Here is a 13,541-nt window from a genome sequence, read left to right on the forward strand (position 1 = left end):
TTGCATGAGCACTCCCCGTCGTCAACCAATCGACCGTTTATCCCAGTCCCTAATAGTGCTGTTGGCTATTTTTATTGGTGGCATGGTGTTATTGGGTGGCCCAGCCGCCTCAAAGGTCAGGAACTTTAGCTGGAAAAATCGCCAAATTGGCGCAGAGGACACTGCTTTTCTGATGACATTTAGTCGTCCCATGGATCAGGACAGTGTGGAGAAAAACCTCACCATTGAGCCTTCCCTGCCTGGTAGGTTTAGCTGGGCAGGGCGACGTATGGCTTATACCCTAAATTTTCCAGCTCCCTACGGCAATGAGTTTAAGGTTTCCTTAACCAAAGCTAGCGATCGATTTAGTGGAAAAGAGGCTAAGTTCGCTCCCTTTGAAGCTAGCTTTAAGTCGCGCGAACGAGCCTTTGCTTACATTGGTACTAATGGCGAAGAGCAGGGACGCTTGATGCTATACAACCTGAGTACTCAGTCCCAAGCAGCCTTGACTCCAAAAGAATGGACTGTGATGGACTATAAGCCTTATACCCAGGGCGATCGCATCTTATTTGCAGCTGTGGAGCGTGGTCAAAACACCCTGCAAAATCAGCAACTATACACGGTGACGACCGGACTTAACCAAGCTGCCAGTGGTCAAATTGAAACAGTGTTGGATAGTGATGACTATCAAAATTTGAAATTTGATCTATCCCCCGATGGACAGACGATTGTTGCCCAGCGGGTCAGTCGCAGTAACCCAGGTGACTTCGGTCCTTGGGTAATTTCTGAAAATAAGGAACCCCGCCGTCTGGAAACTGAGCCTGGCGGGGATTTTATCATCGCACCTGATAGTCAGTCCCTGCTCCTACAGCAGGGAGAGGGCACGGCTATTATTGCTTTAAGTGATGCTCAAAATGAACAAAGTGGGGACATACTAGACTTTTTGCCCCAATATGGATTGGTCATGGATGTGGCTGCCAATGGCTCAGCAGCTGCCATGGTGAGCTTTAACCAGGATGATCCAGAAAAACGCTACACCCAGACCTTATTTTGGGTATCAAACCAGGGGGATGAAAAACCCCTGCTTAACGTCACAGGGTCGATTTTGGATGCCCAGTTTGACCCAACCAATGAACTCTTATTTTGCTTAACCAGTCAGCTACTGGAGGGCGACACGTATCAGGTGCAACCCTCAATTTCAGCGGTGAATTTAAAAACTGACCAAATCGATGAATTGTGGACACTACCGCCTCAGCCGTCTGCCCATATGAGCCTCGCCCCTGATGGTCTGGCTCTACTATTTGATGAAATCGTACCGAGTGTCGATGCAGACAGTTCAGCAATTGCAAACGATGGCATTGCGATCTCAACCGCAAAGATTTGGTTACTACCGCTCTACCAAACGTCTGACGCGCGCTTAAAAAAACAACCACAGCCAGTCGAGCCCCAGGTTTTTCCCTTTTCTGGCATCAATCCTACCTGGATTCCTTAGCGCATCAAAAATAGTATTTATCAGCGCTCAGCGGCGGCCTCAGCGCCACGCTCCAAGTACATGCTCACAAAAATACTAGCGGCGGATGGCTCTAATGTTTCTAGAGCAATAATGATCTCTGGCACAGAGTCTGCCAGAGGATCGCTAACCTCATTAACCCACTGATTGACTGTTGAACGGGCCACGCCCATTGTTACAGCCAAACGATTCTGACTAATTCCGTACTGAGTTAGTACATGTTTAAGTGCTTTTCCTGCCCTTCCCATAGCGGTTATAAATCTCACAAAGATTACAAAATCCAAGGCCGGTATATTTTGATTGACCTGCCTACGTTCTTTCTTCTGAGCCCCTAAACACTATCAGTATAAAACGGCTCAAGAATGTGTCTTTTATCGCAAAAAGCTAAGCGCTTACCCGTATTTTGAAGACTTCTACAGGGATTTATTCGGAAAGTAAAAGTATACCTGAATCTTTTACGAAGTGGTAAACCCCTTGTATCCAAAAAGATAAAAATACTGAGTTCAAAGGTACTATATATGGGGTAATCTAAATCTCCTAGAAGCTATGCTAGGAAGGTCTTTGAAGGCTTTAAAGCTATTGGTTTAATGGGGATTGACATTTATATGTGAAACCTATAGAAAAAAACTGATACATCAGACCACCATGTCCAAATATCAGCTTTCTACAGAATTTTACATAGACCAACAGGCTTAGAGTGCTTTGCTATATAGCCATTAGGATGGTGCTGAATTATCAGCCTGAGGAAGAAAATCTGGTAAATGTTGACTCAATGGCCCTACTAACGGCTCATGGTGGGGAGAAATAGCTTCTGTGGCCGTGCTTTTTTCAGCATGACTGTCATTGTCAGCATCTACAGAAACTGCTGGCAAAAGGCTATCAGAATGAGCTGAACCATTGGGTTCTAAGCTATCTAGATGCTCCTGAATAGGATTAAATTCTTTGTGGGGTGATGATTTCTCTCCCCAATTTTCCAAAACATCATACCCTGGCAAAGTTTTCTCGGCGGGGATGAGGGTATCATCACGTTGCTCAGGTACTAAGTCGTCAATACCAGAAGCATCGATGCCATCATCAGCTCCATCATCAATAAATGTTGCATCGGGCAATGTCTGGGGGACAGTATCAACCTTGGGCAGAGGTGTCGATTGTATCGGCTCGGCAACTTGATCTAGATCATCGGGGGCCGATAAATTAACCTCATACTCATCAGGCTGAGTATTAAAAGTATCTAGGGGGTTAGTCGGCAGTTCATTGCGCTTAGGCACGCTATCAATTGGTTCATATACTGGAGGAGCAATAACGTCATAACCCCCTTCTAAATCAGCATCTGGGGTGTTAGGTGCAAAGCCATTTGACTCAAAGCCATCTGCCTCAAAACCATTAAAGCCATCTGCTTCAGAACCATTTAAGTCATTAATATCTTCATTCTCTAACTCAAAGGTCCCCCATTCAAAAGGCTCTGGCTCGAAAATATCTAATTCAGGAGTCATATCCCCACTGGTATCAACCGGACTAACTGGCGTTCCCGGTTCTAACTCACCCAGAGTTTTGATCGGAGCTACAGGCTTATCTGGCTTGAGCAAAGGGCTCTTTTGAGGAGCAACTTCTAAGATTGTTGGAAATTGTAACGGAAAAGGTAAAGCATCAGACGCTTGACGAATTTGTTTAAGAATAGTTTTGGCTGTTTCTCCGGAAGCTGGTCGAGGTCGAGCTTCCTTAATGCGAATAGGCAGGAACTCAACCTTCATCTGTTTATTCCGTAGGGATACCCGCAGGGCAGCTGTGTCGTGATCAGCTAAGGGGGTGTCGTGAAAGACAAAATCTCCCAGGGAGTAAACAATGGGACGCGATTTATATAGCTCAGCCCCCTGTATCTGATCGGGATGATAGCCAACAACTAAGTCAGCACCAGCATCAATTGCCGATCTGGATAAATTGACTTGCTGTGTGTTGGGCTCAATATCTAGATCGCCATACCACCGATAATTAACAACGATCCAATCTACGGCTTCACGTAGAGCAGCAATATCTTCAATGATGCTATCTCGTTCTTGAATATTAAGTCCTGCTTTACCTAGGGTTGCGGCATCATCGCTGTCAGGGGCATAGCTCAAATAAGCAATTCGCTGTCCTTTGACTTCGAGCACCTCGGGGCGGCGAGCCTCTTGCTGATCGCGGCCTGCTCCTACGCGATAAATTCCAGCACTATCTAGCGTTTTTAACGTTTCGGTAAGGCCTTGGTGACCATAATCCATTGTCTGGACTCCGGTTAACCCGACAATGTCAATACCTCCCTGACGTAGAGCATCTACTGCTTCAGGACGAGATCGATCAAAGTAGCTTTCCTGAAGAGATGTATCCGCAGCTGCTAGAGAATTACCCAGCCCTACCATGGCTACATCAGCTTTTCGAAACATATCCAAATCACCCAGCACTTGCCCAACTGCCTCAGGTGTTTGGAGCGGAACCTCTCCCACCGGAACTTCTCCGCCAAACATGAGTGTGACTGTGGGATTCTCCGGATCACTGTTGGGCTCATGGGACATGACGGCCACTGGTTCTAGTGCCGCAGATACTGATGAGCCACGCATAGATGACCGATAGGCAATCTCTTGAGCCTCAACATTGTTCAGGGGACGCCAACCATCGTTTTTAAATGTGGGCAGGGTAGGCTCTGACTTTTTAGTAACTTCACCTCTTTGAGACATCACAGTCTCAGTCATACAACCCAAAATAAAGGCTGCTGCCGCCGAGCCAGTCACCACGATAGCTCTCATATATTTAAACTGTTGCTCAATGATTTCCTTGGGAGCAAACCGACGACGGATCTCTCGTCGTTGAGCAGCAGTTTGGTCACTGTCGATATCAGCGGGACGGATGTGCACTAAGGGGGAGGGGGTATTACTCCGATTGGGTCGCCGTCGCCGCTCCTGAGGATGGGACTCCTTAGGGATTAGGTAAGATGGAACTGCTTTTAAGGTCTCACCGCCATAGTTGGTCGCGGTAAGTATTTCAACCGGAGAGGTGGCAACGGCTTCGGGAGGCTTTGGCTGTTCTACTGGTGTTTTTGGAGATTCTTGAGGAAAACTTTTTTGTTGCCTCAGCTTTACTCGCTGTTGCCATAGGGGCTGATCGGTACCAACCAAGCGTCCCACTACATACACACCACGAATAACGCCAGACTCCAGTCTACAAATGCGATTGCAAACTAATCGAATGAGCGCATCTTGCTTTGGAGGGCGCTCAAACTCAAGCAAAATCTGTAAATAGCCAGGGAATTTGTCAGTTTGAACACGGGCATAAATAGATTGGGGTACCAATGGATAGTTAAGCCACAGAGCAATGGAGCGAAAGTGCCCGGTTGCAGCTAACTGCTTTACCTCGTTGATATCGACAGGGGTGTGGACCATTAATTTCTCTAGCGCTGACAGGTATCAGAGTGTAGATGGACTACTAAACCCCCGAACTTGTCTGACAGAGTGTATCAAAGACGTCTATCTTGTCAACTGTATTAACACTATTTTTTCTGGAATACTTAGGCTTACAAAGGATATTTAGGCGTTATTTGGCTCTTATTCTTGGGAACTTGGGGGGGCACTATCGGACTGGGGAATAGAGGAGGGTGCCGTTTCAGTAGAGGGGGCAACAGGCTTGAGCACGGGCACCGCATTATTCATCGTCTGGTAAACCGTCTGGGAAATTCGCCTAATAAGTTCTCGGGCTCGGCCATCGTTATCGGGACGCTGCACCAAGGTTGCGATCGCATACCGCTTCCCATTGGGTAAATCCATTAGTGCCACATCTCCCAGCAACTCACCAATATTGCCAGTTTTGTTATAACTAACAGTCGCTTCACTCACACCAGCGGGTAGCAGCTTCTTATTGTAGGTACGCTGTAAAATATTAAATATTCGGTCACGGGAACGCAGGCTAACAATCTCACCTTTATGTAGATGGGCAAACATACGTACTAGATCTTGCGCACTCGTTGTATTGGTTCCTTCTATGTCGGGTAGTGGATTGTTGATGACCGTAGCACCGAGCCCCCAATCAACAAACTGCTGATTCAGTGCTGGAGCGCCACCCAATAGATCGATCATCATATTAGTAGCTGTATTATCACTATTGATAATCATTTGAGTAGCCACTTCTAAGGCGGTATACCGTGTCCCTGGCGGTTGTATTTGCATATCACCAGAGCCTTCAGCAATTTGGCCCGACTGTATCGCCATAGCTTGATCTACAGTGATCCGACCATCATCCACAGCCTTGAAAAAGGCCACTAAGATCGGCAACTTGATGGTACTCGCTGCCGGAATAGCAGCATTACCAGCAACATCTACATAGTTGCCTGTATCTAGATCAAACACATAAATAGTTGGTGTCAGTTCAGGAATGAGATCCTGCAGCTCAACTAGTTTGGCTTTTAACGTCGTTAGCTCCTGAGTACGAACCAGCACCGTATCGTCAACATCGGCAGATGCCGTTACCGCCGACTGAGTTTCGGCAGCGGTCCCCCTAATCAACTGCTCATCAGCAGGTGTGAGCACAGATAGTACTGTACCGGCAATAGCTGCTACCCCTAGTCCAATAATCAGTAAGCGAATACCATAGACCAAAGGTTTGGGTAGCTGAGGGAAAAAAGAGGACTTGGGCTGAGGTGGCCAAGTAGAGCGAGAACCACGACGAGTACGACGCATATGGCGAGACGGATCGACCATATTGCCAAACATGCCAGTCGCCGGATCAGATTGTGTCGAGTTTTGAGGCAGTTTTACGGCACGTGATCGTTTAGATCTATCTGTCCTTGGTTTACCACCCCCCAAGGGAGAGGATTTAGATCGCCTCTGTCGGCGTTGCTGTCGGCGTGATTTCGAATAAGGCTGCTGTGAATCCGTCATAAGTGTAAACACATATTGCTATGGTTGCCCGCTGCTGGAAAGCACAGCTAAGGGACTTTTAAATCGGACCCTGATTGGTCAGCTTCCTGATCGCCAGTAGCCCAGTCTATTTGCCGTAGGATACCGCGTAGCATGGCAACATCTTGAGCAGACAAGGCAGCTCGATGTCCCAGTTGTCGAAACTTTCGCATACGACTTGGAGCTGTATGGGGATAAAGATAGCCGATTTTTAACAAAATCGACTCCAAGTGATGATAATACCCGTCTAGCTGATCTAGCGTAGCTGTCGTAACGCTTGCTGGGCCATTCCCTAAAGGCTGTGGTCGCTGCCCCACACGGGACAGTTCGTAGCAGCAAATGGCAACTGCTTGAGCTAAGTTTAGAGACTCATAAGGGGGACGGGTGGCAATTTTAATAAAGCGTTGGGCATGAAGCATTTCATCATTATTGAGACCGCGATCCTCCGGTCCAAAGATTAAGGCTGTTGGTGATGACTCCAATAACCACGGTAGAGCTAGTTCCGGTGATTCGAGTGGTGTTTGCAAATCTCGGCTGCGGGCAGTGGTTGCAATGGCGCGCTGACATCCCACCAGTGCCTTTGGCAGACTGTCAACCATTTGAGACGCTTCAATAATTTCGTAAGCATGCACAGCCATTTGTTTCGCATCGTCACTATAGGGGTCGCATTGGGGATTAACCAAGACAAGCTGAGATAGACCAAAGTTTTTCATAACCCGCGCCACCGAACCAACATTTAATGGACCAGCGGGTTCAACTAGCACAATACGTAATTCTGCTATGGAGGTGCCAGGGGACATGTGATTTAAATAGTTGCTAGTTCTGCATGGTGTAGGGGCGTTGCATGCAACGCCCCTACAAGGATGAACGCATCGGACCTAAATAGCGCATTAGATACGGTGAAAACACTTCATAGATCAGAGTAAGGGGTTTTCCATGATGCCAAAATAGATAATGACGCCCCCAAAATGGCCCCTTCTGACCAAATGCAGTCTCTAATGCTGGATTCCAGCCATAATAAACACCTTGAATATCGCGATAAAGCTCGGTGCGCAAATTAGCCAAGCTAGCCCAAATCGGCAAGGAGCGATTCTTTAGGTACTCATCGACGTGACTGGCTTCCCACCAAGAAGTAGCATAGGCCAATCTCTGACCAGAAGCCGTTCGCAACCATACCTGTCGTCTGAGTCGAGGCCCTGGCACATAGCTGATGACATCAGGAGCGCCATCATTTGCCATGCCAACTAGGGACATTTCGATGACATCAACCTCGGTGGGCTCACGCGTTAGCAATTGTAGATGACGTGTGGGAGATCCATCCCCCAACATCAAAATCTGCCATGCTGGCGATAGTTGGTCATGGGGGAGACCCCTCTTGACAACTGTTTCATCCCCTTGCCATAGCATATCTAGAGAATGCCAGCCGGTGATTTGGGGAGCCGACGGTCCAAGCGCTGAAGTCAAAGCTGTTTACAAAAATTCATGAGTATTTTCATGATATACGCTTGACTTGAGCTCTGCTGATATTTGCTGCTTGAACAGTCCCCAAAGGTATTAAAGCTTTTAAGTGTCATAGCCCATCAACAGCACATAGGCAACACAGGCTGATATGGCTTAGAACGCTTGAATAAATTAATGCGGATGGCGAGAATCGAACTCGCATGGCATAAGCCACACGCCCCTCAAGCGTGCGTGTCTACCAATTCCACCACATCCGCAGATATGCTAGGAGCTGCCTAACAGCATATAACAGTAAACCATAAACAGCTCCTCGAAGGATGAGATTTTATCTGCCAAATTTCGTTCAACTATCCTAGGGAAAATAGCCTGCGTGGTACGATCAGCTTCCGTCATATGATGCACATAGATAAAAGTTTCCTTAGGGTAGTGGCTGGCCGATGCGCTTTTCGAAAATCTTGATTGCGAACCGAGGTGAAATTGCTCTGCGAATTTTGCGCACCTGTGAGGAAATGGGAATAGCAACCGTCGCGGTTCATTCCACCATTGATCGCCACGCTCTCCATGTACAGCTCGCTGACGAAGCCATCTGTATTGGTGAAGCCCCAAGCAGTCGTAGCTATCTAAACGTTCCTAATATTATTGCTGCTGCAATGACAACAGGAGCGAGTGCCATTCATCCTGGCTATGGCTTTCTGGCTGAAAATGATCGCTTTGTAGATATCTGTGCTGACCACAAAATTGTATTTATCGGTCCATCGGCAGCCGCGATGCGGGCCATGGGGGATAAGTCCACAGCCAAAGCCACCATGCAACGAGTCAAGGTGCCGACGGTACCTGGCAGCCAAGGCTTATTAGATACACCGGAACAGGCCAGTGCTTTGGCAGCAGAAATTGGTTACCCCGTTATGGTTAAGGCAACAGCAGGCGGCGGTGGACGCGGTATGCGCCTGGTTCGAGAAGCGGGGGATATGACCAAGCTTTTTCTGTCGGCCCAGGGTGAGGCTGAAGCAGCCTTTGGTAACGGTGGTATCTACCTAGAAAAATTTGTCGAAAATCCGCGTCACATCGAGTTTCAGATTTTGGCCGATAGTTACGGCAATGTCGTTCATTTGGGTGAGCGAGATTGTTCAATTCAGCGTCGTCACCAAAAGCTCTTGGAAGAAGCTCCCAGTCCTGCCCTTGATCCAGCACTACGGGAAAAAATGGGTGATGCTGCCGTACGTGCTGCTAAGGCTATCAACTACGTGGGAGCCGGTACCGTAGAATTCCTGGTCGATAGCCAAGGTAATTTCTACTTTATGGAAATGAATACTCGGATCCAGGTAGAGCATCCGGTCACAGAAATGGTGACAGGGATTGACCTGATTGGTGAGCAAATCCGGATTGCCCAGGGCGAACGATTGTCATTCACCCAGGACGATATTATCCTCAAAGGACATTCTATTGAATGTCGTATTAATGCTGAGGATCCTGATCATAATTTTCGACCGAACCCTGGGCGTATTAATGGTTATCTAGCTCCCGGTGGTCTTGGAGTACGCATGGATTCTCATGTGTATACAGACTACGACATTCCTCCTTACTATGACTCTCTGATCGGAAAACTGATTGTTTGGGGCCCCAATCGCGATACGGCCATTCAGAGAATGAAACGAGCTCTGAGAGAATGTGCAATCACGGGTTTGCCTACCACCATTGGGTTTCATCAACAGGTCTTAGAGCGCCCTGAATTTCTCAAGGGAGAAGTCTACACCAACTTTGTTAATCAAATGATGGGGTAGACCATAGGTCTTCTAATCTATAGGTCTTCTAATCTAGAAGAGAGATTTTTATGGCTGATGATTATCCAAAGCAGGTGAAATCTTTCCACCAAGCACTCTATCGTTTTCGAGGAGTGCTGGAAGTCAATACAGGCTTAAAACCATTGGACAAAATACCACTGGAGAATTATCAACTTCCAGGAAAAATGGGAGATCTCCCCCATGCGCTCCTACGTCGTACCCAAGGGGGATTGGCCCATGAAGCCTGGGCTAATACAGATGTGATTTTGTCCTATGATCGTGCGGGCTGGCTCACATTAGAGTTTCTTGCTTGGTGGGTGAGAGACTGTTCTCGTAATGGAGAACAGATTCAGATCAGACCCCAGGCTTTGGCACCGCTAGCGGGAGAAGACATTCAGCTGGGTACCACATTAAAGTTTGTGATTGATCACTTTTGTCTTTTGCCAGATAAAAGTCTTACCCCCATGTTGGCATTGTTGGAAAAACAGGGTCAAGAGCTTAACACTGCGATTGATAGTTATGACAATGTGCTAGGTGATTTATTGGTCGAGGAGTCGTTGCCAGAAACACCATCAACAGATTAAAAGATCTCCTTCTAAAGTATTGATAGGGAAAAGTAGGCATTGAGGATACACTCAGATAGCTCTCGATAAAGTAACCAAATAGCTTTGACAAGGACATGACGATGGGACAGGGTGATAGTCAATGGCAAGTGATTACAGGTGGGGTAACTGCACCCCAGGGATTTACTGCCGCTGGAATCAGTGCTGGGCTAAAGGCATCGGGTGCGCCGGATTTGGCGCTGATTGTGTCAGAAAATGATGCGATCGCAGCCGCCGTCTATACCCAATCCCAGGTACGTGCCGCCTGTATCGACTTTTGCCAACAGCAGCTAGAAAACCAACCCTCCGCCCGAGCCATCCTTTGTAACTCAGGTCAGGCCAACGCATGTACTGGCCAGCAAGGCTGGGACGATACTGTGACCATGGCAACGGCTACTGCTAAGGGCATTGGTACTAACCTCGATCAAGTACTGATCGCCTCCACCGGAGTCATTGGTCAGCGGATTAAAATGAATCCCCTTTTGGCTCATGTACCCACGCTTGTAGCACAACTATCTGAACAGGGAAACGATGCTGTAGCTAAGGCTATTGTAACCACCGATCTGGTAACCAAAACCTATGCCTTGGAAACCACCATCGACGAACGCCCTGTGCGTATCGGAGGCATTGCTAAAGGATCAGGCATGATTCACCCAAATATGGCCACCATGCTGTCCTTTATTACCTGCGATGCAGCCATCTCACCGGGGCTCTGGCAAAGTATGTTGGCACGCGCGGTGGACCGCAGCTTTAATCAAATCACCGTTGATGGCGATACCAGTACTAACGATACCGTGATTGCCCTAGCCAATGGTCAATCACGCACAGCAGCCATCACATCGCCAGGCCCCGATGCTGACAAGCTAGAAGCAATGTTGACCGAGCTATGCATTTACCTAGCCAAAAGCATTGCCCGTGATGGAGAGGGAGCCACTTGCCTGATCGAAGTCAATGTCGCTGGAGCTGCCACCGATGAAGATGCTCGAAAAATTGCTCGCACCGTTGCCGGTTCTTCCCTGGTCAAGTCAGCTATCTTTGGTCGCGATCCGAATTGGGGACGAATTGCAGGGGCCATAGGTCGAGCCGGTGTCTCCCTTGATCAATCCCAATTAACGATTTCCTTGGGAGAATTTGTTTTACTCGACCACGGTCAACCCCACAATTTTGATCCCATTGCTGCCCACACCTACCTCAAGCAATGCTCAGACCTAAGCTCACAAGCATTCGCCCAACAAATTCTACAAAATTCTGCTCAGTCTAACGACATCACAACCACTGAGGAACAGGCTCGCGGGCGTCACACGATCGCGACTGAAGCCCTCGCCCATCCCGTCCAAATTGAAATTAGTGTAGGCAGTGGAGTAGGAATTGGTAAAGCTTGGGGATGTGATCTCAGCTACGATTATGTCAAAATCAACGCCGAATACACAACATAAATTCCTCTTCAAAATCTCTTCTGTGTCATATTGCATCAGCTGTAGCAAAATTTTCAGACTCTTTACTATGAAAATTTTGCTCACATCTTAGAGAATTTCCACCTAGCTGATTGTTTCCAGGCTTTGAGCCCTTATCGGCTACTCTTAGTCAGTGGTCTATGAAATTGACCACTGACTAAGAGTAGTGCCGCGATTGCAGCATCATTTCATCACGGGCACTGATAGCCCAGCTGTTATTAGGCTTTAACTTCAGAGAGAGATTAAAGTCTTGCAACGCCTCGTCATAATGCCCCATGAGCTTCAGCGTGGTTCCACGGGAAATCAGCCACTGCCAACGCTTGGGTCGATCATGCTTGATCAAATGGCCAAAGTCACCAACGGCATTACCATAGTGACCCAGATCACGAAAAATAATTGCTCGATTGGCATAGGCCCAGAGATTTTGAGGATCCAAATCAATCAATCGATCTAGATCTACCAAAGCTTCTCGGGTTTGCCCCAAATGCACATAGGTTAAAGCTCGATTTTTAAGAGCTCGAGGGTGGTTAGCACTCAGAGCCAAGGCCCTATCAAAATAACCAATGGCCTCCCTATGTATCTGCTGTTTCGCTAATGCTAATCCTGCATCTACGAGCTGATCAGGGGTTTCAGAAGTAGATGTCACTACATCAGTTATCACACTGGACTTACGACGAGATTGTCGCCTATGGGAGTTTTGATTAAACGGCGGGAACATTCGGACAGACTCATCACAAACGATTAAGTCCATTCTGGCAAAAACACTTAACCTCTTTTATAAAATGATAGTAATCCTCAGAAGATTTCAGGATAGCTTCAAGAAGATTAAAGTTCTTCCTAAGCATCTAAACCCTAAATACAATAGGGTTTTCAAATACGCAGGAGAATTTTGACAACAATCACAGATGATTGTGACAACAATCACAGTGAGGCATCAGGAAGATTTTCGAAGAATAGTCAATATCCTTATCATGTGGTGCATTTATAAACAACTCACGTTGTTGTTATAGCGCAATGAGGACAAAGTGACACCCCATCCAAGTTGAAACTTGTCATTTCCCCTAGGGCAAATCCCTTATTCTGAAGGTGGACAAGGGTTAACATAACTTTATGAGTCAAGCTGCTACTACAATCCAAGCAATCTACACAGCCATTAATCATCGGGATATTCCTCAGGCCATTGCCCTGGTCGATGAACAATGCACCTACGAGGATTTAAACTTTTCTGCTACCTTTATGGGCCGAGCGGCGGTCCAGGGATTATTTGAAGAGTCATGCCAGGCCGTGCCTGAAGATTTGCAGTTTGTCATTGATGATGTGACCGGAGACGATCGGGCCGTAGGTGTCATCTGGCACGTAGAACTTAGTGGTATGGCATTTCCCAATGGGCGCGGTGTGAGCTTCTATCGCTTTTCTCCTGAGAGTGGCAAACTCATCTATGCCCGTGATTGTGTAGAGCCTACTATCAAGCCAGGTAAGATCGCATTTGTTATCATCCGCTGGGTTACGCCACTCCTGCGTTATTGGTTGGGCCGTCAGATATCTGAGTAGCTATGAAAGATTCATCTATACCCCCCTCATCGATTGATCCATCTACATCTTTGCCATCAGTTCCCCCTCAGCCTAAAAACTGGATTTTTTGGTTATTGTGGATCGCCACTGCTATGTATGTGGGGTTGCTCCTGCTGTCCCCACCTGGTTGGTTGCCAGGTGATCCCGTATGGGCAATCCAACCAGATACGATTCAAGAGATTCTATAGGAGTTACGCATTGACAAAAGTCCATCAATAGTATCAGGCAAAGGTAGCTTCTGTTGCATGGTCCAGAATAAA

Annotated in this window: 12 protein-coding genes and 1 tRNA gene; 6 read left to right on the top strand and 7 right to left on the bottom strand. The window is 47.3% G+C overall.

What is annotated here, in order from left to right; all coding sequences use genetic code 11:
• Positions 1-4 precede the first annotated feature (4 nt).
• Positions 5-1,471 (top strand): TolB-like translocation protein, encoded by a 1,467-nt coding sequence (locus IXB50_RS16200; RefSeq protein WP_215610032.1) that lies wholly within the window; start codon positions 5-7, stop codon positions 1,469-1,471.
• Between the two features lie 20 nt (positions 1,472-1,491).
• Here the strand turns inward: IXB50_RS16200 and IXB50_RS16205 are convergent, their stop codons facing one another.
• The 6 genes from IXB50_RS16205 to IXB50_RS16230 all read right to left on the bottom strand — a co-directional run bounded on the left by IXB50_RS16205 (position 1,492) and on the right by IXB50_RS16230 (position 8,129).
• Positions 1,492-1,737 (bottom strand): helix-turn-helix domain-containing protein, encoded by a 246-nt coding sequence (locus tag IXB50_RS16205; protein WP_215610033.1) that lies wholly within the window; start codon positions 1,735-1,737, stop codon positions 1,492-1,494.
• 468 nt (positions 1,738-2,205) lie between these two features.
• On the bottom strand, positions 2,206-4,902 hold the full coding sequence (locus IXB50_RS16210) for a CapA family protein (RefSeq protein WP_215610034.1): 2,697 nt from the start codon (positions 4,900-4,902) through the stop codon (positions 2,206-2,208).
• Between the two features lie 162 nt (positions 4,903-5,064).
• Positions 5,065-6,393: a serine hydrolase gene (locus tag IXB50_RS16215; protein WP_215610035.1), complete on the bottom strand. Its 1,329-nt coding sequence runs from the start codon at positions 6,391-6,393 to the stop codon at positions 5,065-5,067.
• Between the two features lie 47 nt (positions 6,394-6,440).
• Complete coding sequence (locus tag IXB50_RS16220; RefSeq protein ID WP_215610036.1) at positions 6,441-7,211, bottom strand: RNA methyltransferase; 771 nt, start codon at positions 7,209-7,211, stop codon at positions 6,441-6,443.
• 55 nt (positions 7,212-7,266) lie between these two features.
• Complete coding sequence (locus IXB50_RS16225) at positions 7,267-7,818, bottom strand: chorismate lyase (RefSeq protein WP_215610043.1); 552 nt, start codon at positions 7,816-7,818, stop codon at positions 7,267-7,269.
• Positions 7,819-8,047: 229 nt separating this feature from the next.
• Positions 8,048-8,129: transfer RNA gene (locus tag IXB50_RS16230), tRNA-Leu, on the bottom strand.
• Between the two features lie 180 nt (positions 8,130-8,309).
• Here IXB50_RS16230 and accC point away from each other — a divergent pair.
• The 3 genes from accC (at position 8,310) to argJ (ending at position 11,691) form a co-directional block, all read left to right on the top strand.
• A complete protein-coding gene (gene accC, locus IXB50_RS16235) occupies positions 8,310-9,653 on the top strand; it encodes an acetyl-CoA carboxylase biotin carboxylase subunit (RefSeq protein ID WP_215610037.1) in 1,344 nt (447 codons plus the stop codon).
• Positions 9,654-9,703: 50 nt separating this feature from the next.
• Positions 9,704-10,237 (top strand): hypothetical protein, encoded by a 534-nt coding sequence (locus IXB50_RS16240; protein ID WP_215610038.1) that lies wholly within the window; start codon positions 9,704-9,706, stop codon positions 10,235-10,237.
• A gap of 101 nt (positions 10,238-10,338) precedes the next feature.
• Positions 10,339-11,691 carry a bifunctional ornithine acetyltransferase/N-acetylglutamate synthase gene (gene argJ / locus IXB50_RS16245; protein WP_215610039.1) on the top strand — a complete coding sequence of 451 codons (1,353 nt, stop codon included), beginning with the start codon at positions 10,339-10,341 and terminating at the stop codon, positions 11,689-11,691.
• Positions 11,692-11,866: 175 nt separating this feature from the next.
• On the opposite strand, the gene IXB50_RS16250 is transcribed toward argJ, so the two are convergent.
• Entirely contained in the window at positions 11,867-12,460 is a 594-nt protein-coding gene (locus IXB50_RS16250) for a tetratricopeptide repeat protein (RefSeq protein ID WP_215610040.1), read from the bottom strand.
• Between the two features lie 359 nt (positions 12,461-12,819).
• Here IXB50_RS16250 and IXB50_RS16255 point away from each other — a divergent pair, with 359 nt between their 5' ends.
• Together IXB50_RS16255 and IXB50_RS16260 are read left to right on the top strand one after the other, a co-directional pair.
• Entirely contained in the window at positions 12,820-13,260 is a 441-nt protein-coding gene (locus IXB50_RS16255; protein WP_215610041.1) for a nuclear transport factor 2 family protein, read from the top strand.
• Positions 13,261-13,262: 2 nt separating this feature from the next.
• Entirely contained in the window at positions 13,263-13,469 is a 207-nt protein-coding gene (locus IXB50_RS16260; RefSeq protein ID WP_215610042.1) for a hypothetical protein, read from the top strand.
• Positions 13,470-13,541: the final 72 nt, after the last annotated feature.

The sequence above is a fragment of the Leptothoe spongobia TAU-MAC 1115 genome, from assembly GCF_018739885.1.
Taxonomy (GTDB): domain Bacteria; phylum Cyanobacteriota; class Cyanobacteriia; order Phormidesmidales; family Phormidesmidaceae; genus Leptothoe; species Leptothoe spongobia.